At 72.0% G+C, this 21,545-nt stretch carries 19 protein-coding genes; 6 read left to right on the top strand and 13 right to left on the bottom strand.

Annotation, left to right across the window (positions count from 1 at the left end; genetic code table 11):
* Window positions 1-114 precede the first annotated feature (114 nt).
* The 3 genes from AC3EO4_RS21915 to AC3EO4_RS21905 all read left to right on the top strand — a co-directional run bounded on the left by AC3EO4_RS21915 (window position 115) and on the right by AC3EO4_RS21905 (window position 2,725).
* Window positions 115-615, top strand: coding sequence for a GNAT family N-acetyltransferase (locus AC3EO4_RS21915; RefSeq protein WP_431897407.1), 501 nt, complete (start codon window positions 115-117; stop codon window positions 613-615).
* Window positions 616-880: 265 nt separating this feature from the next.
* Entirely contained in the window at window positions 881-1,480 is a 600-nt protein-coding gene (locus AC3EO4_RS21910) for a TetR/AcrR family transcriptional regulator (RefSeq protein ID WP_431897405.1), read from the top strand.
* 36 nt (window positions 1,481-1,516) lie between these two features.
* A complete protein-coding gene (locus tag AC3EO4_RS21905; protein WP_431897404.1) occupies window positions 1,517-2,725 on the top strand; it encodes a cytochrome P450 in 1,209 nt (402 codons plus the stop codon).
* A 36-nt stretch (window positions 2,726-2,761) separates the two neighbouring features.
* Here AC3EO4_RS21905 and AC3EO4_RS21900 read toward each other — a convergent pair whose 3' ends face one another.
* From AC3EO4_RS21900 to AC3EO4_RS21865, 8 genes are all read right to left on the bottom strand, one after another.
* On the bottom strand, window positions 2,762-4,354 hold the full coding sequence (locus AC3EO4_RS21900) for a YfjP family GTPase (RefSeq protein WP_431897403.1): 1,593 nt from the start codon (window positions 4,352-4,354) through the stop codon (window positions 2,762-2,764).
* Window positions 4,351-6,165, bottom strand: a complete 1,815-nt coding sequence (locus AC3EO4_RS21895) for a GTPase family protein (RefSeq protein ID WP_431897401.1) — start codon at window positions 6,163-6,165, stop codon at window positions 4,351-4,353. The genes AC3EO4_RS21900 and AC3EO4_RS21895 overlap by 4 nt, the downstream gene beginning before the upstream one ends.
* A 68-nt stretch (window positions 6,166-6,233) precedes the next feature.
* Entirely contained in the window at window positions 6,234-6,923 is a 690-nt protein-coding gene (locus AC3EO4_RS21890; protein ID WP_379581478.1) for a response regulator transcription factor, read from the bottom strand.
* A 33-nt stretch (window positions 6,924-6,956) separates the two neighbouring features.
* On the bottom strand, window positions 6,957-8,330 hold the full coding sequence (locus AC3EO4_RS21885) for a sensor histidine kinase (RefSeq protein WP_379581271.1): 1,374 nt from the start codon (window positions 8,328-8,330) through the stop codon (window positions 6,957-6,959).
* Window positions 8,327-9,028 (bottom strand): response regulator transcription factor, encoded by a 702-nt coding sequence (locus AC3EO4_RS21880; protein ID WP_379581270.1) that lies wholly within the window; start codon window positions 9,026-9,028, stop codon window positions 8,327-8,329. The genes AC3EO4_RS21885 and AC3EO4_RS21880 overlap by 4 nt, the downstream gene beginning before the upstream one ends.
* Before the next feature lie 26 nt (window positions 9,029-9,054).
* Window positions 9,055-10,209: an L-2-hydroxyglutarate oxidase gene (gene lhgO / locus AC3EO4_RS21875; RefSeq protein WP_431897398.1), complete on the bottom strand. Its 1,155-nt coding sequence runs from the start codon at window positions 10,207-10,209 to the stop codon at window positions 9,055-9,057.
* Window positions 10,206-11,168 (bottom strand): NAD-dependent epimerase/dehydratase family protein, encoded by a 963-nt coding sequence (locus AC3EO4_RS21870; protein WP_431897396.1) that lies wholly within the window; start codon window positions 11,166-11,168, stop codon window positions 10,206-10,208. The genes lhgO and AC3EO4_RS21870 overlap by 4 nt, the downstream gene beginning before the upstream one ends.
* Window positions 11,169-11,232: 64 nt before the next feature.
* On the bottom strand, window positions 11,233-11,940 hold the full coding sequence (locus AC3EO4_RS21865) for a class I SAM-dependent DNA methyltransferase (RefSeq protein WP_431897395.1): 708 nt from the start codon (window positions 11,938-11,940) through the stop codon (window positions 11,233-11,235).
* 58 nt (window positions 11,941-11,998) lie between these two features.
* On the opposite strand from AC3EO4_RS21865, the gene AC3EO4_RS21860 reads away from it, so the two are divergent.
* Complete coding sequence (locus AC3EO4_RS21860) at window positions 11,999-12,373, top strand: hypothetical protein (protein ID WP_379581266.1); 375 nt, start codon at window positions 11,999-12,001, stop codon at window positions 12,371-12,373.
* Here AC3EO4_RS21860 and AC3EO4_RS21855 read toward each other — a convergent pair.
* The 3 genes from AC3EO4_RS21855 to AC3EO4_RS21845 all read right to left on the bottom strand — a co-directional run bounded on the left by AC3EO4_RS21855 (window position 12,345) and on the right by AC3EO4_RS21845 (window position 17,520).
* On the bottom strand, window positions 12,345-15,623 hold the full coding sequence (locus AC3EO4_RS21855) for an SCO7613 C-terminal domain-containing membrane protein (protein ID WP_431897393.1): 3,279 nt from the start codon (window positions 15,621-15,623) through the stop codon (window positions 12,345-12,347). The genes AC3EO4_RS21860 and AC3EO4_RS21855 overlap by 29 nt on opposite strands.
* A gap of 159 nt (window positions 15,624-15,782) precedes the next feature.
* Window positions 15,783-16,946, bottom strand: coding sequence for a hypothetical protein (locus AC3EO4_RS21850; protein WP_431897391.1), 1,164 nt, complete (start codon window positions 16,944-16,946; stop codon window positions 15,783-15,785).
* Between the two features lie 100 nt (window positions 16,947-17,046).
* Complete coding sequence (locus AC3EO4_RS21845) at window positions 17,047-17,520, bottom strand: hypothetical protein (protein WP_431897389.1); 474 nt, start codon at window positions 17,518-17,520, stop codon at window positions 17,047-17,049.
* A gap of 334 nt (window positions 17,521-17,854) precedes the next feature.
* Between AC3EO4_RS21845 and AC3EO4_RS21840 the strand changes: the two genes are divergently transcribed.
* A complete protein-coding gene (locus AC3EO4_RS21840; protein WP_379581262.1) occupies window positions 17,855-18,823 on the top strand; it encodes an aldo/keto reductase in 969 nt (322 codons plus the stop codon).
* Window positions 18,824-18,827: 4 nt separating this feature from the next.
* Here AC3EO4_RS21840 and AC3EO4_RS21835 read toward each other — a convergent pair whose 3' ends face one another.
* Window positions 18,828-19,079 (bottom strand): DUF2530 domain-containing protein, encoded by a 252-nt coding sequence (locus AC3EO4_RS21835; protein WP_379581261.1) that lies wholly within the window; start codon window positions 19,077-19,079, stop codon window positions 18,828-18,830.
* A 107-nt stretch (window positions 19,080-19,186) separates the two neighbouring features.
* Here AC3EO4_RS21835 and AC3EO4_RS21830 point away from each other — a divergent pair, with 107 nt between their 5' ends.
* On the top strand, window positions 19,187-20,641 hold the full coding sequence (locus AC3EO4_RS21830) for an NCS2 family permease (RefSeq protein WP_379581260.1): 1,455 nt from the start codon (window positions 19,187-19,189) through the stop codon (window positions 20,639-20,641).
* On the opposite strand, the gene AC3EO4_RS21825 is transcribed toward AC3EO4_RS21830, so the two are convergent.
* Window positions 20,619-21,518, bottom strand: a complete 900-nt coding sequence (locus tag AC3EO4_RS21825) for a hypothetical protein (RefSeq protein WP_431897388.1) — start codon at window positions 21,516-21,518, stop codon at window positions 20,619-20,621. The two genes, AC3EO4_RS21830 and AC3EO4_RS21825, sit on opposite strands and share 23 nt — an antisense overlap.
* Window positions 21,519-21,545: the final 27 nt, after the last annotated feature.

The raw sequence follows: 21,545 nt of genomic DNA, 5'->3' as shown, positions 1-21,545 counted from the left end.
GACGAGGGAGGTCGATGAATATGGCTGCGCACGAGCCTCTTCGTCATGCCCTCGTCCGGGCCGCCGCACGATGAACGCGCGGCCCGGACCCCACCCAAGACCAGGAGTCTTCGCGTGTCCACCTTTCATCTGTCCGGCCTCGACCTGATCACCGACCGTCTCCTCCTGCGGCCCTGGCCGCCCGCCGAGATCAGCGCCGTTCTCGACGGCCTCTGGTCCGCGCACTGGGCCGAGGACTTCCCCGCCGAGGGCGACAGGGTCATCGCCGGGTTCGTCGCCGAGCATCCCGAAGCCACCGGCGAGTACGGCCAGCGCCAGATCGTCGAGCGGGAGAGCGGCCTCGTGGTCGGCGCCATCGGCCTGTTCTGGCCGCCCGGCGACGGCTCCATCGAGATCGGCTACGGCGTCGTGCCCTCCAGGCGGGGGCGCGGCTACGCGACCGAGGCCACCCGCGCCATGGTGGAGTTCGCCCTCACCGCGCCGGGCGTGCGCACCGTGCGCGCCAGCGTGGAGCTGTCGAACCCCGGATCGGCGCGCGTGCTGGAGAAGGCGGGGTTGCGGGCGCTGAGCCGTGACGCCACGCTCGCCCACTACGCCACCGCGTCGGCCGGCTAGCACCGAGAGGACCGGCGGCCCCCGCCGCCGGTCCTCCTCATCGATCGTCGCCCCGAGTCCTTGTGCGCCGCGCATGCCGAGGTGCCCCGCGCATGCCGAGGTGCCCCGCGCATGCCGAGCCGGCCGCCCTGCACGCCTCTGAAGGTCGAGGTCTCTCCTTCGACGGGCCGTGCGCCGCGACCCAGCCCTTGACGGATGCGCGCCGCCGGATGAATATCGAAGGACCGATATATATCGGAACCCCGATATTTCAGGATGGGCGGCGATGGCGACGCAGGACCAGCGCAGGGCCGAGACCAGGTCCAGGCTGATCGACGCCGCCGCCGAACTGTTCGCGAAGAAGGGGTTCCACGCCGTGTCCGCCGAGGCCGTGGCCGATGCCGCCGGCCGTACGACGGGCGCGCTCTACAACCACTTCGGCGGCAAGGAAGGCCTGCTGCTGGCCCTCCTGGAGGTGTGGAAGGACCAGACCGCGGCCGAGCTGCTCGCCGGATTCGAGGAGATCACCGAGTTCGACGACCGGCTGTCCGCGCTGTTCGACGTGCTGACCCGACAGGACGAGGATCGCGGTGCGTCATGGCTCCTGCTGGAGATGGAGCTGTGGCTGCACGGCGCGCGCGATCCCGCCATCGGCGAACCGCTGGCCAGGCGATACGCCGACATCAGGGCCAGGCTCGCGGAGGGGCTGTCCGACTGGGCGGCCTTCGCGGGGGTGCCGCTCCGCCGTACGCCCGAGAGGACGGCGGTGGCCGTGCTCGGGGTGCTGATCGGCTGCGCGGTCCAGCACCGGCTCGACCCGCCCGCCGTGGAACGGCGGGCCGTCGTCGAGAGCCTGCGCGACCTCCTGGGCCTGCCCGACCCCTGACACCGATCTCCCCATCGCGCCGACAAGGGAGCCCCCATGCGCATCGACCTGCTCGAGGACACCTGGGAGAAGGAAGTACCGCACGACCAGTTCGCCTACCTGCGCGCGAACGCCCCCGTCCACTGGCACGACGTCCCCGGCGACACCGGCTTCTGGGCCGTCACCAGGCATCAGGACGTGCGGGCCGTCAGCCGCGACGCGCAGACCTGGTCCACCGAACTGGGCACGACGTTCATCCGCACGCAGACGCCCGAGTTCATCGCCATCGCGGCACTGACGCTGCTGAACATGGACCCGCCCAAGCAGTCGCGCTACCGGCGCCTGGTCAGCGCGGGTTTCACCCCCAAGATGATCGCCCAGCTCGCGGGCACCGTACGCAGGCGCGCCGAGCGCATCGCCGACAGGGTCGTCGAGCGGGACGGCGAGGTGGAGTTCGTGGAGGAGGTGGCGCAGCACCTGCCTCTGGAGATGATCTGCGAGCTCATCGGCGTCCCCGAGAGCGACCACCACCTGATCTTCGACTGGTCCAACCGGATGGTCGGCTTCCAGGACCCCGACTTCCGCACCACTCCCGAGGACGGCGAGATCGCCTCCGCGGAGATCTTCGCCTACTGCGACGCGCTGGTGGACGAGCGCCGCGCCCGTCCGCGCGACGACATCCTCACCGCGCTCGTGCAGGCGGAGGTGGACGGCGACCGGCTGACAAGGGAGGAGATCGACTCCTTCTTCGTGATCCTCTGCGTCGCCGGCAACGAGACCACCCGCAACCTCATCGCGCACGCCATGAGCGCGCTCATCGCCCACCCAGGCGCCTACCGCGAGCTGCGGGCGAACCTCGACGACGAGGCGCTGTGGCGGGGCGCTACCGAGGAGTTCCTGCGCTGGGGCTCCTCGATCCACAACTTCCGCCGGACGGCCACGCGCGACACCTCGCTACGCGGCGTGCCCATCGCCGCGGGCGAGAAGGTGGTGACGTTCTACGCCTCGGCCAACCGCGACGAGGAGGTGTTCGCCGACCCGCACACCTTCGACATCCGCAGAACCCCCAACGATCACCTGACGTTCGGGGGCGGAGGACCCCACTTCTGCCTGGGCGCGAACCTGGCCAGGCTCCAGATCATGTGCATGATCCGCGAGCTCCTGCGCCGCTTCCCCTCGGCCGAGCACACCGCCCCCGTCCAGCGGATGCGCTCGGACTTCATCAACGGCGTCAAACGCATGCCGGTTCGCTTCGCGACCTCGTGAACCGCGGGCGGTCGCCGGAGCTCTGGGACCGTGGCCTCAGGACCTGGCGGCCCCGAGCGCCTCGGTGAAGCGGGTGTACCGGTCGAGCTCCTCCTTCACCGGCTCCAGCACCAGTTCGTCTCCCACGCGCGCCACACCGGACCGCAGCGCCCTGGCCACGCGCCTGGCCCTGCGCCGGCCGCCCAGCACCGCGGCCAGCCTGGACAGCAGCGCGATCAGCAGACCCGCCAGCGCCCCGCCGATCAGCAGGACCGTCGGCCACGGCAGCTCGCCGACCGTCGGCAGCCTGGGCTCGGGCAACCTCAGGTAGGTCAGCGCGAACAGCGCGCCGAGCCAGACCGCGCCGAGCACCGCCGCCGCGAACACCATCCACTGCAGCCCTCCGACGGCCCCCCACCAGCGCGGCCTGCGGGCCACGCCGATCGTGGCCGTGGCCACCACCTTGTCGAGCGCCGCCGCCAGGTCGCCTTCGCGGGACCTGGCGGCGTGCCGTACGGCGGCGGCCCACGGCGCGGGCAGGTCCCGCGCGGACGCCTCGCCCACGTCTCTGATCGCCGTCTCCATGCGCGCCCGCTGCACGGCCGACGCCTCGGGCAGCGAGGACCTGCCGATCAGCTCGCCCCTCGCGCCGCTGCCGAGACCGAGCCTGCGCAGCGGGTCGGGCCTGAACCTGCGCATCCACCTGGTCATCGGCCAGCCGGTCGCGGCCACCGCCCGGTGCGTGTGGGCCCTGGCGACCGCCTCCACCACCAGCGGGACGCCCGCCGCCTCGGCCAGCGCCGCAGTGAGCCGCCCCTCATCGGGTACGGCGGAGCCGGCCGCGCCCGCCTGCCCGCAGGCGGCCAGCCGCGCGGCGGCGGTGGACACATCGGCCGACAGGCGCGCCGCCCACGACGCGCGTTCGGCGACACGCTCGTCCAGCAGCGCACGCAGCTCGCCCATGCCCGCACCGGTCCTGGCCGAGACGCCCAGCACGGGCACGCCGTGCAGGCCGTCCTCGTCGAGCAGGCGGCGCAGGTCGGCCAGGCAGCGTTCGGCCGCGCCCGGCGGCAGCGTGTCGATCTGGTTGAGCACGACCACCATCACCTCGCCGTGCGCGGCCAGCGGGCGCAGATAGCGCTCGTGGAGGGCGGCGTCGGCGTACTTCTGCGGGTCCACCACCCACACCAGCAGGTCGACCAGCTCGACGAGCCTGTCCACCTCCAGCCGGTGACTCAGCTCGATGGAGTCGTGGTCGGGCAGGTCGAGCAGGACGAGTCCCTGCGGATCGCCGGTCACCGCGTGGCGGCGCGGCACCTCCAGCCAGTCGAGCAGCGGGCCCGCGCCCGCGCCGTCCCACAGCGCGGCCTGGGCGGTCGAGGTGGTCGGCCTGGTGACGCCCACCCTGGCAAGCTCGCCCCCGGCCATCACGTTGAACAGCGACGACTTGCCGCTGCCCGTCGCGCCCGCGAGGGCGACCACCGTGTGGTCGACCGAGAGGCTGCGCCGTACGCCGGCCCGCCCGGCCACCTCCAGGGCCGCCGCGACCGGCTCGGCGGGGAGCCTGCCCTCCGCCAGCTCGGCCGCCTCCAGCAGGCTGGTCAACCGGTCGTCCAGCGAGGGGCCCTCCTTGCGCCGCAAGAGCTTCACTCCTCCCCCTCCCCCCTGCCCGGCGGTTTCCGCTCGGCGTTCTCACCCGGATCCAGCGGTTTCCGCGCGCCCTCCCCCATGTCCAGTGGTTCGCGCCCGGCGCTCTCGCCCGAGGGGAGCTCCGTCTTGTGCTCGCGGACCGCCTCCGCCGCCTCCAGCAGGTCGGCCGCCAGGCCCTCCGGCACCGCGACCTCCTCCAGCAGCGACGTGAACCTCGCCGCCTCCGCGTCCAGCAGCGCCTTCACCCTCGCCCGCAGATCCTCCCTGGCCTTGGCCGTCAGCGTGCGCACCGCCTGGTCGCCGAAGATGGCCTCCAGAACCTTCTGGGACAGCACCGACGTGCCGCCCGCGATGCCGATCTCCACGCCCGTCAGCCCTCCCGTGGAGGCGAAGACGGCGAGCATGAGCAGCAGCCCCGCCCCGTTGACGCCGAAGGAGGCCACCCGCGCGGTGGTGCGCCTGGCCGCGCCCTCCTCCCTGACCAGGTCGAGGACGTAGCTCTGCCATCCGCGCACCACGTCGTCGTAGTCGAGGCCCGACGAGGCACGCCCCAGCCTGGCGGCCGTGACCGCCCCCGCCTTGTTCAGCAGGTCCATGCCGCCTGGCGCCGCCGTCCACCCGTCGAGCGCGCGCTCGGCCGCGCCGTCCGCCGCGCCCCTGATCAGCGAGGCGACCCCGCTCTCCAGCGCCACCCGCAGCCTGACCTGCGGCGCCTGCCCACCGGTGAACAGCGCCGCCAGCCGGTCGCGCAGCCATCCGACGCGGGATTCGAGCGAGCGCATGAGGTCGCCGGTGCCGATGAAGTCCTGCCATCGCGCCATCACCTCGCCGCGCAGCAGCGAGCCGTCCCTCATGCCCTCGTCGAAGTCGGCCATCCCGCCCGAGTAGGCGGCGCAGACGATCTCGGCCAGCCGTTCGGTGCCCTTGCGCTGCACGGCGACGGCCGAGGCCAGCGCGGGCACCCGGTCCGCGAGGCTGTCCAGCGCGCCCGCGAGCGTCTGCCGCACCACTCGCGCCCGCGCGGCCGAGGAGGCGGCGAGCCCGCCGAGCCACTCGCTGATCGGCCGCACGGCGGCGGGGTGCAGGCGCCCCTTCTCGGTCAGCAGCACCGCCTCCTGGACGGTGAACAGCGGCGTGCCCGCGAGGCCGTTGGCCTCCAGCAGGCGGGTCAGGTCGGCGGAGACGGGCTCGACCGCGTCGGGCGGGACCCTGTCGAGGATGATCGCGAGGGCGGTGCTCCGTTCGCGCGCCGAGCGAAGGAAGCTCCACGGGACCTCGTCGGCGTACCGGGCCGCGGTCGTGACGAACAGCCACAGATCGGCCGCCGCGAGCAGCTGCGCCGCCAGCTCCCTGTTCGCGGTCACCACCGAGTCGATGTCGGGCGCGTCCAGCAGCGCGAGGCCCTGCGGGAGCGAGGGCACGGTCACGACGCGCAGCGTGCCTGGATCGCCCGAGGATCCGGTCACGCGCGGCAGCCCTGGCAGGACCTCCATGGACATGAACCACGGGGTGTCGGCGGTGCCCGCCACCAGCGTCGGCGCCAGCGTGGTGGGCCGCAGCACGCCAGGCTCGGAGACGTCGGCCCCCACCAGCGAGTTGACCAGCGTCGACTTGCCGGCGCCCGTGGATCCGCCCACCACCGCCAGCAGCGGCGCGTCGATCGCCAGCAGCCTGGGCAGCAGGTAGTCGTCCAGTTGTCCCTTCAGCTCGCGCAGCGCCCGCCTGTCGGCCTCCACCTCGCCGATGGCCAGAGGGAACAGGTCGGTGGAGAGCAGGCGCCGCAGCGAACGCAAGGCCTCGAGGAGGTCCATGGAACCACGCTAGTCATTGGAATCGTCCGTGTAGGACCGCCACGACGGATATTTGTGGCACGTCTTCCTCACGAGTCGGGCGGTGGCTCTCTGAGCACATACCCGACGCTCCGCAGCGTGTGGATCAGCCGCGGCTCCACGTCGTCGACCTTGCGCCGCAGGTACGACACGTACGACTCGACCACGCCCGCGTCGCCGCCGAAGTCGTAGTTCCACACGTGGTCGAGGATCTGCGCCTTGGACAGCACCCTGCCCGCGTTGGCCATGAAGTAGTGCAGCAGCTTGTACTCCGTCGGCGACAGGTGCACCTGCCGCCCGCCGCGCCACACCTCGCGCTCCGTCTCGTCCAGCACCAGATCGGCCACCTGCAGGCGGGCGCCGCCCACTTCCCCCCTGGTACGGCGGAGCACCGCCTGCACCCTGGCCAGCACCTCCTCCAGGCTGAACGGCTTGGTCACGTAGTCGGAGCCGAGCCCGAGCCCGGTCAGCTTGTCGTCGACCGCGTCCCGCGCGGTCAGGAACAGCACGGGCGCGTCCAGCCGCTTGGCCACCTCGAACCCGTCGAGGTCCGGCAGCATCACGTCGAGCACCACGAGATCAGGTCTGGCCCGCTCGGCGATCTCCACGGCCTCCAGACCGTCGGCTGCGGTCAGCACCTCGAAGCCGGAGAAGCGCAGGCTGGCGGAGAGCAGGTCGCGAATGCTCGGCTCGTCGTCCACCACCAGGATCAACGCCTCAGGTGTGTTCACATCCGCCAGCGTGCCTCAGCAGCCTGAGGAAAAGCTGAAGGGTTACTCAGGAGCGAGTGGGAGTTCGACCCGGAACGTCGCGCCGTCACCCGGCACGCTGCGCACGACCACGCTTCCGCCGTGCGCCTCCATGAGCGCCTCGACGATCGCCAGGCCGAGGCCGCTGCCCCTGTCGTCCTCCGACCTGCGGGCGCGGGCGGAGTCCGCGCGGTAGAACCGCTCGAAGACCCTTTCGGCCTGTTCGGGGGTGAGCCCCGGACCCTTGTCGACCACTTCGAGGAACACCGTGTCGCCGGTCGCGCCGACCCTGATCGTGACGGGGGTGTCCGGGGGCGTGTGCGTGAGCGCGTTCGACATGAGGTTGCCGACGACCTGGCGCAGCCGTACCTCGTCGCCGGAGACGATGAGGGCGGCGCCGCCGACGACCTCCAGCGAGATGCCGCGCTCGGGAGCCAGGATGCGGGCGTCGTGGACGGCGTCGGCGGCCAGCGCGAGCATGTCGACGGGCCGCATCTGCAGCGGACGCTGCTGGTCCACCCTGGCCAGCAGCAGCAGGTCGTCGACCAGCAGGCTCATCCTGCCCGCCGCCCGCTCGACGCGGCCGAGCATCTCGGCGGGGTCGGCCTCCGGGTTCTGCCTGGCGTACTCGGCGAAGCCGCGGATCGTGGTCAGCGGCGTGCGCAGCTCGTGCGCGGCGTCGGCGACGAAGCGCCGCATCCGCTCCTCCGACCTGCTGGCCGCGTTCTCCGACGCGGTCCGCGCCGCGAACGCCGCCTCGATCTGGGCGAGCATGCCGTTGAGCGCGCGGGCCAGCCGCCCCACCTCGGTGCGGGGGTCGCCGTCCGGCACCCTCCTGCCGAGCTCGCCGCCCGCGATGGCCTCCGCCGTACGCTCGATCTGGGCCAGCGGGCGCATGCTCTTGCGCACAGTCGTGATGCCCACGACGGTCAGGATCAGCATGATGCCGCCGCCGCCGAGCAGCTCGATGAGGGCCAGCCTGCGGGTGATCTGCGTGACCTCCTCCAGGTCCATGGCGATCAGTACGGTGGCGTTCTGCGGCCCGCGCACCTGCTGCACGCGCCACTCCCCGTCGCCCGAGGCCGCGGGGACGGTCCTGGGCACGACGGGCGGGGGCACGGGCACGACGGGTGGCGGCCGGTGGTCGGCGTCGAGTCCGCTGACCCACGGACCGCCCGCCTTGACGATCGCGTCAGGCTCCAGGACGAGGTTCCTCAGCCCTGGAGCGCCCTTGTGCTGGACCCGGATGAGCGCCCTGGCCGCCACCACGGAGATCTGCGTGTCCACCCGGTCGATGAGGTAGTTGTGCAGGACCGAGACGCTGAGCACGCCGATGAACGTGAGCCCGAACGCCAGCAACAGGAGAGTCGCGGCGATGAGCTTGATCCGGAGGGTCATTGCTCGGGAGGGCTGCGCAGGACGTAGCCCACGCCGCGCAGCGTGTGGATGAGCCGCGGCTCCTTGTTGTCGATCTTGCGCCGGAGCACGGACACGTACGACTCGACGATGCCCACCTCGCCCCTGAAGTCGTAGTCCCAGACATGGTCGAGGATCTGCGGCTTCGACAGCACCCTGCCCGAGTTCGCCATGAGGTAGCGCAGGAGCTTGAACTCCGTCGGCGACAGCGACACGGGCCTGCCGCCTCTCCACACCTCGTGGCTCTCCTCGTCCAGCTCGATGTCGGCGAAGGTCAGCCGGGGCGGCGGCGCCTGCGGATCTCCCGAGGTACGGCGGAGCACCGCGCGGATCCTGGCCACCACCTCCTCCAGGCTGAACGGCTTGGTGACGTAGTCGTCGCCGCCGATCGTCAGCCCGCGGATCTTGTCCTCGGTCTCGTCACGAGCGGTGAGGAACACCACCGGCGTGCCCTGCCCGCTGCTGCGCAGCCGCCGCACGACCTCGAAACCGTCCAGGTCCGGCAGCATCACGTCGAGCACGACGAGGTCGGGGCGGTGACGCAGCACGGCGGTGACCGCGTCGAGCCCGCTCTTCGCGGTGGACACCTCGAAACCCGCGAACCTCAGGCTCGCGGCGAGTAGCTCGAGGATGTTCGGCTCGTCCTCGACGATCAGCAGGCGTGCTTCCACAGCATCCATAGTGGCCATCACATCTAAGAATGCCCTTAATGGGCGAGTGCTGGGACAATCCCCGCGATATGCCTAGCTATCGCGAGGCTGGAAGTGGCGGCGGGCGAGGGCGCGTTGCGCACCAGCGCGATACGGCCATGAAGGTCGATCACGAAGTCGTCGACCATGCCGCCGTCGCGGGCCACCGCCTGGGCCCGCACGCCACCCTCGGTGGGTTCGAGGTCCGCGGAGCCGATCGAGGGGACATAGCGCCTGGCGGCCCTGACGAACGCGCCCTTGACCGCCGAGCCGTACAGCTCCCTGAGGCCGGTGCGCCAGTGCCTGCGGGCGAGCCTCCTGGTGCCCTCCCAAGTCAGCAGGGCTCGCACGTCGCCGAGCACCGCGTTGGGCCCGACCAGCACCTCGCCGTCGATCCGCCTGGTCAGGTGAACGCCGAGGAAGGGATAGCGCGGGTCGGGAACCGGGTAGATCAGGCCGCGCACGAGGTCCTTCGCCGATCCGGCCAGCGCGTAGTACTCGCCCTTGAACGGCACGATCCGCACCTCGCCCCGCTCGCCCGCCATCCTGGCGACGGCGTCCGTGCCGAGGCCCGCGCAGGCCACGAGGCTGTCGAAGGCGAACCTCCTGCGTCCCGCCAGCACCTCCACCTTGCTCGCGCCCTCGCGGATCGCCTTGACCGGGTGGGCCAGCCGTACCGAGCCGCCCAGCTCGGCCACGTCGCGCGCCAGCCTGCGCGCCACGGCGGGGAAGTCGGCGATCGCGGTGTGCGGCGAGTGGACGGCGGCCACGCCGACGGCGTGCGGCTCGACCTCCCGCAGGCCGAGCGCGTCGAGCTCGGCGATTCCCGGCACCCCGTTGGCCCTCGCCCGCTCGGCGAGCGCCCGCAGCGCGGGCCGCTCGGCCGCGGTGGAGGCGACCACCAGCTTGCCCACCTCCTCGTACGGCAGGCCGTGCTCGGCGCAGTACTCGCGCAGCAGAGCCACGCCCTCCCTGCACAGGGTCGCCTTGAGCGAGCCGGGCGGGTAGTAGATGCCCGCGTGCACGACCCCGCTGTTGTGCCCCGTCTGGTGGGCGCCGACCCTGGTCTCCCCTTCGAGGACGGTCACCTCGGCGCCCCGGGTGCGCGCGAGCTCCCGGGCGACGGCCAAGCCGACGATGCCCGCTCCGATGACGCCGATCCGCTCTGTCATAAGGTCAAGTGTCCTTCGGCGATGAGCCACCTCACGGTGTCCTCGATGGTTTCCTCCACAGGTCTCAGTGCGATCCCCAGGTCGCGCAGCGTCGGGACGTCGTCGGTGGGGACCAGCGTCAGCATGAAGTCGGCGGCGTCGCGGGTCAGCGGGTAGTCGAAGGGGACGACACGTTTCAGCACGTCGAGCGCGGAGCCCAGCGACCGGAAGAGGGCGCCGGGCACCCTGAAGCGCCGCACCCTGCGTCCCGTGACGTCCTCGCAGACCGCCGCCACCTGCTCCCAGGTCAGGAAGTGCCCGCCTAGAAGATAGCGGCGGGCGCCCTTGCCGGGGGTGAAACACCGGGCGAGAGCGACGGCCAGATCGCGCACGTCGAGCACGCTCACCCCGCCCGGCACGATCGGCCAGCCCTGCCGCAGCCCCGCCCTGAAGCCCTCGTTGAGCGCGTCGAGCGTGGGCTGGCCCGGGCCGACGACGCCACCGGGGTAGACGATCGTCACGCCTTCGAGGTCTCTGGCGTAGCGCTCGCCGTACAGCTTGCTCATGCCGTACGCGTTGCGCGGCTTGGCCAGCGGGCTGTCCACGGTGATGACCGGCTCGGTCGGCGGCACGAACACCGCGACGGTGGAAACGTGCACGACCGGGTCCAGGCCCAGGTCCACGGCCTGCGCGAGCACGTTCTTCAGGCCGCGGACGTTCGCGCCGTGCAGGTCGACGTCGTGTCCCGTCAGGCCCATGTCCGCGGCCGCGTGCAGGACGGCGTCACACTGCTCCAGAGCATTGCGTACGGCTTCCGCGTCCCTGATGTCCGCCTCGTAGAGGACACCGGGGACCTTGAACACCTTCTTCGCCTTTTCCGGATTTCTCACCAGAAGGAGGCATTCGTGGCCCGCCTCCCGCAACGCGGCGACCGCGTGGGAACCGATGAAGCCGGACGCACCCGTCACCAACACGCGCATGGCCTGGAAGCTAGCGCCCGGATGTATCCCCGCTCCATCGAACGTGTGACGATAAGATCGCGCATCACTGGGCCGGTTTGCGAGCCACGAGGTAGGCCGGCTGGATCCGCTCGTTCTTCTCGTCGCGCTCGCGCACCAGCCGGGCCACTTCGACGAACCCCGCCCCGCCCAGGAACTCGGCGACCCGGTCCGGTGACCGCAGGTAGTGGTCGAGCGAGATGGCGTGACCGAACGCCTCCGTCCTGCGCACCCGCTCATCACCGACCTGGAACGACAGCAGCACGTGACCACCCGGAGCCAGCACCCGAGAGAACTCGGCGAACACCTCCGGCAGTCGCTCCTGCGGGATGTGGATGATCGAGTGCAGGGCCACGATGCCGCCGAGGGCGGCCTCCGGCAGGTTTAGCGCCGTCATCGAGCCCTGGTCGAAGCGCAGGCCCGGATGCGCCCGCCGCGCCAGCGCGACCATCCGCGGCGACAGGTCGACCCCGAGAACGCTCAGCCCCAACGCGTGCAGGCGTGCCGTCACGTGGCCGTGACCGCACCCGAGGTCGGCGACCGGTCCCGTCCCCTGGACAAGCTCGGCCACCGGCCTCCCGCCGGAGTGGCTGCTCCAGGTCCGCGAAGCGGCGAGATCCCGTCCGATCCGCACGATCGGACGGGGCCCGTCGCCGCCGGTCCGGTCGTCAGCCTGGAACCCGTCGTTCAGACCCTCGGCGTTCGTTCCCGTGGTGTACGCGAAGGCGACCGACGAGGTGACGGTGACCGTCACCGACCCTGTCGGGACAGCAGTGCATGCAACACGAATCGAACCTGAGTACGATTAACGCATGTATCTCCCGCCGGAGTGGCCGCCCGAGGTCCGTCCACCCAGCGTTCCGGACTGGGAGACCTCGGCCGTGGCCTGGTTGCTCGACGCCGTCCCCCCCGACTACCGGGCCTACGACGTATTGCGGCGCCACCCCATAGCCTTGGCCAGGATGGCGCACCACCACGTCAGATCGGCCATCGAGGCCGCCAGAGCGGGATACCGGGGTGCGGCCCTCGAACTCAAGAGTCACCTCCCGCCCCACGCCGTCGAGGCGGTGCTCGACGTCTACCGCCAGGAAGGTCCGCGCCTGGTCCGTCTGGCCCGCTCCATCGAGGTCGTCGAGCGGGCCCTGCGCGGCGACGGCTTCACCGCAACCTTGCGACAGCGTCCCTGAGCCTGCGCATGTCGCGCTTGCGCGCCTCGTAGGTCGCGCCCACCACCACGAGCAGCAGGCCGCCGAGCGCCATCGGCACCCACCTCGGCACCACGCCGAACAGGTCGGCGATCCACGGCGCCAGCTCCCGCACCGCCACGATCGCCACCGTGACGCCGCCCATGACGGTCGGCGCCTGCAGCCTCCACCTGGCGCCCGCCAGCGTCACGACCAGCGCGGCCGCCCCGAGGAGCAGCGCCCTGAGCGGCGTGGCCTCCTGCACCAGGCTCGGCCCGAACGCCAACGCCAGGCCAGGGGCGTACACCGGCCACGACGACAGCTCCTTCCCCCGCGCCCGCCACCATCCGGCGGCCAGCAGCAGCACCGCGAATGGCAGCGTGTACGCCTCCACGGCCCGCACGCCGTACGACGCCGCCACCGCGACCACCTCGCACGCCACCAGCACGCCCGCCAGCGCCATCCACCGGAACCGCGCCTCCCGCGCCGCACCCGCGCCACTCCCGACGCCCGGGCCCCCAAACCGCGCCGCGCCCGTGCCACTCCCGACGCCCGGGCCCCCAAACCGCGCCGCGCCCGTGCCACTCCCGACGCCCGGGCCCCCGAGCCGCTCCTCTCCCGGAGCGTGCGCGCCCGCCTCCGCTCCAGGAGACCCGCCGATCGCGGGCTCCGGTCGCGCCGCCCAGAGGAGGCCCGTGAGCGCCGCGACGGCCGCCAGCGCGGGCAGCACCGCCAACGTCGCCGTCTCCACCGCCAGGGCCCAGCCGAGCGCCAACGACCCCAGCCACAGCGCCGCCCCCGTGCTCGCCCACCGGGTCACCGCGCCCCCGCGCCCTGCGGCCGCTGTCCCCGCCGCGAGCGCCGCCGCCACGACCAGCATCACCAGTACCACCGGGTACGGCAGCCGCACCGCCACCGGCACCGCCGCCACCACGACCGCGCCCGCCGCCACCGCGAAGGCCGGTCTGGTCGCCAACGCGAGCGCCGCCCCCGCCACACCCAGCACCACCAGCGCCAGCGGCCTGCTCCCCGTGAACGCCGGCGCGCCGCTCCACGTCATGAACGCTCCCAGGTACGCCCTCAGCGTCCCCACCAGCACGTCCCCTTCGACCAGCAGCGCCACGACCGCCATCACGGTCGCCGTCACCCGCCCGGCCGCCGCCGCCCACGAGCCGCCGAAGCCGCTTCCCCCGACCCCGGAGCCGCTCCCTGCTGCCCCGGAGGCGCTCCCCGCCATCCCCGCGACGTTCCCTGCCGTCCCGGAGGCGCTCCCCGCCGTCCCGGAGGCGCTCCCCGCCATCCCGGAGGCGCTCCCCGCCATCCCGGAGGCGCTCCCCGCCATCCCGGGGGCGCGCGTGCCGTACCAGCCGAGCAGCGCCAGCGCCGCGCCCGCCGCGATCCCGGTCGCCGCCGCGTCCCTGGCGAACACGCCGAGCCCGTCCAGCGCCACCCACACCAGTCCCGCCCCCGCGAGGGACGCCCCCACCAGCGCCGCCGGCCTCCGGTACAGCGCGCCCCACGCCACCAGCAACGCGCCCAGCACCGCGTACGCCACCGGCCGCTGATCCAGCGCCCACAGCACCGCGAATCCGCCCGAGACGCCCGCCGGCCACGCCCAGGGCGCGGCCCCGAACCGCACCACGGCCAACGTGCACCCCAACGCCACGGCCAGCAGGACGCCGACCGTCACGGTGTACGGCAGCCCGTAGGCCACCGGCGCCACCAGCGCCGCCGCCACCGCGAACACCGCGACCGCCCACCGCGCCCTGCCCATGATCAGCGGCAGGGTCGCCAGCAGGGCCAGAACGACGGGAGCCGCGCGCAGCATGACGAGCGTCCCGTCGGTCCAGAACTCCTCGGCCAGCACGGGCGCGTCCAGCATGGCGATCAGCGCCTGCGGCACCACGGCGACGCCGCTGGCCAGCGCGAGACCCGCCCCCGCGTAGGCGTACGGCGTGCGCAGCCGTACCGGAAGCCGGCCGGCCAGGGCCGTGACCGCCAGCGCGGCCACCGTGTACGGCACCACCCGCCAGTCCTCGGGCAGCAGCCCGAACACGAACGCGCCCGCCGCGGCGACCAGCGCTGTCGCCGACCCGGCGGCCGCGACGTTCCTGCCCGTCTCGTCCGCCGACCTGAACGCGACGTACCCGCCGACCACGGCCAGCGCGACCAGTGCACCCGCGTGCCACGCCCCGTCGAAGGTGAACGAGGCGAGTCCCGCCCACAGCAACGCGATCGTCCAGGTGGCCGCCAGACACACCGTCGCCGTCACGCGCACTCCCCTGGCGCGCGAAGCGAGGGTCCAGATGGCAGCGTCCACCGCCGCCGTGGCGGCCAGCGCGGCGCTCGGCCAGCCGTGCCCCTCCCCGACTGACAGCAAAGGCAGCGGCGCCTGCACGAGCACGACCGCCAGCGGCATCGGCACCTTCAGCGGCGACACCCTGCCGTAGATGGCGGCGGCCGCGGCCACCACCACGAGCGTGGCCGCCGTGTAGTCCCATCCGTCCAGGGCGCCGGCCAGGCCGACCCTGCGCGCCGCGTACCCGTCGAGCAGCATCAACGCCAGCCCGAGCACGCCGATGGTCTCCGCGGTCGCGTTGAGCCCCCGCCGGAGCAGCAGCGCCGGTACGGCCAGCGTCACCCCCGTCAGGCCCGCCAGGATCGCGGCCCTGCCGCCGATCCCGAGGTGCCCCCAGCTCACGACCGTGAACACGATCGCGGCCACGGCCAGCATCAGGCCGCCGAGGACGAGCAGCACGTTCTGCGCCGTCCTCCTCGACACCTCGCCTCGCCCGGCCCCGCTCGCCCCGCCGGCTGTGCCACCGCCCATCCGGCCGCCCGCCCCGTCGGCTCCCGCGACCCCCGCGGCCCCCGGAAACCCTGGGTGTCCTGCGGCCCCTGGAAACCCCCGGTGCCCTGCGGCCCCCGCCGGTCCCGACAGCGCTCCGGCCCCCGCCGGACCCGGGAGCGGGGCGGACCCCTCAGGACCCGGGAACGCGGTGGATCCCGGCAGCCGGGCGGTCCCCGCCTCCGAGGGCATGGGAGTACCGCCCGCAGGCCCTTCAGGAGCCTCTCGCCCGTCCGCGCCGCCATGAGGGGTCGAGGCCACGCCCTCCCGCATCGCCTGCCCCGCGAACCGGGCCCGGTCGGCGCGCAGGAGCGAGAGCAGGTGCTCCCGCCGGCCCCTCAGCTCGGTCTCGCGCGCCCTCAGCCCCGCCAGCGCCCCGTCGACCTGCCAGAGCTCCACCGCCACCGGCCCTGCCAGCGGCAACGCGCACCGAGGACAAGCGGCCACGGGCTGGGCAATGAGAAGCCCACAATCAGGACAGTTCACGTGCATGCCGAGAACAATGCCGGAACCACTTGATGATCGCTTGCGCGCTGCTACTCAGACGGATCTGAGCATCCGGACTCAGCGCGTTCTTCTCGCGATGACCGTGATCACCCCGGTCGCCCCCACCGCCACCGCCAGCCACAACAGGACGTCCCGCCCGCTGATCCCTCCGGCGGCGTCCGCCTTCTCCGCGTCCGCCGCGACCTCCCTGTCCGAGGAGGACTGCCCGGACGACGTCGTCCCCTTGGACGCGGATGCCTCGTCGGGCGCGGATGCCTCCTCCGACGCCGACGCCTCATCGGGGCGGGCCGACGACGAGGGCAGCGCCTTGGCGGGCAGCGGCACCCGGTAGACCGGGCTGTCGGCCCCCTCGCTCCCCGTCAGCAGCGCCTTGCCGTCCCTGGTGTACGCGATCGACTCCGCCTGGTCGAGCGCGGGCATCGACACCTTCGCCAGCTGCTCGTCGAACCCGCTGAACACCGTCGCGGAGAAGTAGGTGCGGATGACGAAGCTTGACCCGTCAGGCGCGTAGGCGGCGTCCGTCGCCATGATCGGCGCGGAGCCCACCCTGCGCAGGATGTTGGTCCTGTCCGTGCGCAACCGCCTGGGCGCCTCGTAGATCGCCCCCGCGAACTGCTTGGTCACCACGAACAGCCGGCCGGTCTTGGGGTTGACCATGATGCCTTCGGCGTTGTGCCCGCCGTCCTCGTACTTGAAGCGGTAACGCACCGCGGGCAGCGTCGCGTCCCGCAGCGTGGAGGGCTCCGCCACCTTGTAGATCGAGATGTCCGGCCACGCGCCGTCGAAGTTGTCGCCGATGTCGGCGAACCACAGCACCCCCCGTCCCGTCGCGGGATCCTTGACGGCCGCCATCGCCTCCCAGTCCCGCGCCTGCGCTCCGCGCAGGGTGAAGGTCGCCCTGGTCTTCCCGTCGGCGCCGAGCGCGTAGAAGATCGGCCCGGCGTCGCTGTCGTTGTGGGTGTAGACGATGCCGTCCCGGGTCGGCGACAGCGCCAGCCCGCTCGACTCGGTGATCCTCGGGTCGGAGATCTTGAACTCGATCTTCTCCCGTTCGGCCTCCGCGGGGTCCGCCGAGGGCCCACCCCGCGCGGGAACAGCGCCCTCCGAGGCCGAACCGGCCCGCGTCGAGGCGGCGTGCGCCGAGATGGCGAAGGTAGGAGCCACCGGCAGCACGATCGCCACCACGAGCCCAGCAAACGTGCGAACCAGGACTTCCCCCATCCGCCCATCATGCCCCAGCGATGACCATCACCACGTGAGCGCAGTGCCGGGAGAATGCCCGGCGGAGGGGAGGAACGGCCCCGGCGAGTGAGCGCGAGCGTCACTCGACGGCAGGCCCATCACCCGTGACCGACAGGAATCCGCACCCCTGCAGGGTCGCCAGGAGGACGTTGTTGGCCAGCATGGCCGTCCACAGTCCCGCCAGGCCCCACGCTTCCACGACGGGCCCTGCCGCGACGGCCAGCAGGCTCCAGCCGACCGCGAGCGAGCCCAGGCTCAGGCCGGACCTCTTCATCGCGGTCAGCGCGAAGCCCATCACCGCGGACGCCGCCTCCACCAGCGTCGACGCGAGCGTGATCACCAGTACGGCGGACACCTGACCGCGTACCGCCTCGTCGCCGGTGAACAAGGTGATCAGCGGACCGTCGCAGGCCGGCACCAGGAGCGCGCCGGCCGACGCCCCGCAGGAGGCGAGGACCAGTGCCACGCGGGCGACACGCCGTCTGCCCGGCCCCCCGCAGGCGCGGGCGATCTCCGGCACCGCCGCCTGGGCCACCGCGAGCGCGGGCAGCATCAGGAACCCGGCCGTCCCCTGCCGACCGGCCGTCCGAGCGCCCCGCGCAGCGCGTGGCTCGCCACGGCGGCGCCGATGAGCGACGAGCAGAGGAAGGCCAGACGACGGCGATGGCGGGAGCGGTGGCCACGACGATCGCGCCTGCCGTACCGATGAGGAGGGCCAGCCAGCGGGCGTCGCGCAGGACGGGGATCGCGGCCGCGGGGTCGTCGCGGTGCGGGGCGACGAAGGGCCCGAGCCCGCGGAGAGCGCCCAGCCGAGGCCGGCCTGAAAACGCGGAGAACCGGGTGGAGGGCTGGCCTGGAGTGGACTCCAGGTTCTTAGGGTGGATGTCATGGAATACGTGAACCTTGGACGCAGTGGCCTCAAGGTCAGCCCGCTCTGTCTCGGCACGATGAACTTCGGCCCGCTGACGACGGAGGAAGACTCCTTCGCGATCATGGACAGGGCCCACGAACTCGGTCTCAACTTCTTCGACACCGCCGACGTGTACGGCTGGAAGACCGGCGAAGGCGTCACCGAGAACATCGTCGGCCGGTGGTTCGCCCAGGGCGGCGGGCGCAGGGAGCGTACGGTCATCGCCACGAAGTTCCACGGCAAGATGGGCGAGTGGCCGAACGAGGGCATGCAGTCCGCCCTGCACATCCGCAGGGCCTGTGACGCGTCGCTCAAGCGTCTCCAGACCGACTACATCGACATCTTCCAGGCGCACCACATCGGCAGGGAGACCCCGTTCGACGAGTTCTGGGAGGCGATCGAGGTCCTCCGGGCGCAAGGGAAGATCATTTACGCCGGCTCGTCGAACTACGCCGGATGGCACATCGCCAAGGCGCAGGAGACGGCCGCGAAGCGCAACACGTTCGGGCTGGTCAGCGAGCAGAGCCACTACAACCTGCTCACCCGCGCGGTCGAGCTGGAGGTGCTGCCCGCGTGCGAGGACTACGGTCTCGGCGTCATCCCGTGGAGCCCGCTGGCGGGCGGCCTGCTCGGCGGCGTGCTGCGCAAGATCGACAAGGGCCGCTCGGCCTCCGAGAACATGGTCAAGCAGCTGGACAAGCACCGCGACAAGATCGAGCAGTACGAGGCGTTCTGCGACGAGCTCGGCGAGGACCCCGCGCACGTCGGTCTCGCCTGGCTGCTGACCAGGCCCGCGGTGGTCTCACCGATCATCGGCCCGCGCACGATGGAGCAGCTCGAAGGCGCCATGCGCACGCTGGAGATCACGCTCGACGAGAAGGCGCTGGCCCGCCTCGACGAGATCTTCCCCGGCCACAAGACCGCGCCCGAGGACTACGCCTGGTGACGCGCTAGATCGGGGGTTCGACGGGAGCCTCGTCGGCCGGAAGCCGTTTGCGGCTCCTCCGGCCGACGAACCAGTAGCCGAAGCCGCCGAACACGATCCCCGTCGCGCAGGTCCAGATCCACCACGCGTGGTCGGGCCCGGGTCGCGCGATCAGCAGCACGACCAACCCGACCGCCCAGAGCGCGGTTCCGCCGAGCACCGCGGCCCGGTCGTTGGTCTCGAGCGGCTCAGGATCCGGACGCCATGCCTGCTTCACGCCAGCCAGCCTAGTCGACGTGCCATTTCGCGCGATATGGCAGCAAATCCGTCTCGATAAGGTCGCAAGGTCTTTTCGCAGGTGGCAAGCCCTGCCACTCTTCGCGCGTGAAAGACACCATTACCCCTCCATCGTCCGGGCTTGACCGATTCTTCTCCATCACCGAACGGGGCTCGACCCTGTCCCGCGAGGTGCGCGGCGGCTTGGCCACGTTCTTCACGATGGCCTACATCGTCGTCCTCAACCCGATCATCATCGCGACCGTCAAGGACGCCGACGGCCAGTTCATCGGCGACGGCCTGGTCGCCAACGTGCCGCTGGTCGCCTCGGGCACCGCGTTCGTCGCGGGCCTGCTGTCGATCCTCATGGGCGTGGTCGGCAGGGTGCCGTTCGCGATGGCGGCGGGCCTCGGTCTCAACGCCTTCGTGACGTACGGCATCGCCTCCCAGATGTCGTGGGAAGAGGCGATGGGACTGGTCTTCCTCGAAGGTGTCATCATCGGCATCCTCGTGCTGACCGGGTTCCGCGTGGCCGTGTTCAACGCCATCCCCGTCCCGTTGAAGACCGCGATCAGCGTCGGCATCGGCCTGTTCATCGCGCTGATCGGCTTCGTGGACGCCGGTTTCGTGCGCCGCGTCGCCGCCGGACCTCCGCTGGAGATGGGCATCTCGGGCGCGCTGACCTCGTGGCCGCTGTTCGTCTTCATCCTCGGCCTGCTGGCCACGGCGGTGCTCGTGGCGCGCAAGGTGAAGGGCGCCATCCTCATCGGCATCGTCGGCACCACCGTGCTCGCGATGATCGTCGAGGCGCTGACCAAGACCGGCGCCGCCTCTAAGGAGAACCCCTCGGGCTGGCAGCTCAACGTGCCGACCATGCCCAAGGACGTCTTCGGATTCCACAACCCGCTCACGCTGTTCACCGAGTTCGACCCGTTCGGCGCGTTCAGCCGGGTGTCGGTGATCCTGGCGATCCTGTTCGTCTTCACCCTGCTCGTCACCGACTTCTTCGACACGATGGGCACCATCGTGGGCGTCGGCCGCCAGGCGGGGCTGGTCGGCGAGGACGGGCAGCTGCCGCGTACCCGCGAGATCCTGCTGGTCGACTCCATCGGCGCGGCCGCGGGCGGCGCGGGCTCGGTCTCGTCGAACACCACCTACATCGAGTCGGCCTCGGGCGTGGCGGAAGGCGCGAGGACCGGCCTGGCCGGCGTGGTCACCGGCGTGCTGTTCCTGCTGTCGATCCTGGTCGCGCCGCTGGTCGTCGTCGTGCCGTACGAGGCCGCCGCGCCCGCGCTCGTCGTGGTCGGCTTCATGATGATGACCGCGGTCAGGGAGATCGACTGGCACGACTTCGACATCGCGATCCCGGCGTTCCTGACGATCGTGCTCATGCCGTTCACCTATTCGATCTCCAACGGCATCGGCGCGGGCTTCGTCAGCTACGTGCTGATCCAGGCGGTCAAGGGCAAGGGCCGCGACGTCCACCCGCTGCTGTGGGTGGTCGCGGGGCTGTTCGTGGTGTACTTCGCGCTCGGCCCGATCAGGAGCCTGCTGGGCGTGTGACGTCAGTGACCGGCTCGGCCGCCTCCACCCCTGGGGCCGGCCGAGCTCGGCCGAGCATCACGATCGCCGCGGCGGCGAGATAGGCGCCGGTGTACCAGAAGGGCGACATCCGGCCCTCCGCCTCGATGTGCTCCAGGGGTGGCAGCTCGCTCTCGGTACGGACGTCAGCGATCACCACCCCGCCGCCCTCCGCGGGGTACTGCCAGATCTCGCCGGAAGGGATGACGCCCTCGCCCGACTCCTTGACGACGACGCGCTTCTCGGCAATCGCCGCCTGGCGGGCCTCGTAGCCGTACGAGAGCGGGAGGAGGGCCGCTGAGACGCCGGCGACGGCGCCGACGGCCAGCGCGCCGACGGTGACCGCGCGCACCCAGAGCCGCCGCGTCGCGACGGCCAGAAGGACCAGGGCGCTGAGCACACCTGATCCGAACAGCAGCTCGATCGCGAGCCAGTCCGGCAGCGAGAACCAGGCCAGGCCGCCGAACCGCAGGTCGGCCTCGGCGACGAGGAAGGGAACGGCCACCGCGGTTGTTGGCAGCAGGTACGGCGGCGCCGGCCGCCGCCGCTTCACCAGGTCGGCCGCCGCCACGAGCACCACGCATGCCGCCGTCGCGACGGGCCCTGAGGCGCCTTCGAAGAGCATCGGCCTGCCGTACTCGTAGGCGAGGACCGACAATGCGGGAACGGACAGCGTGCCCGCGATACCCGCCAGTGCCAGTGTCCGATGTCGCGTACCGTCGGCGCGGACGGCGAGCAACGCGAGCGCCACGAGGAAGAGGGTCGGCAGCAGAGGTGGAACCGACTCCGCCGAGAGGGCGTGGACGGCCGGCTCCCATGCCGAAACCACGGCCGCCGCGACCCAGAATAAGAAGTGCACGGCCCACTGTATCGATGGGTGAGACGG

It is taken from the genome of Nonomuraea sp. bgisy101 (genome assembly GCF_057708945.1).
This window is presented reverse-complemented; position numbering and strand designations above follow the sequence as displayed.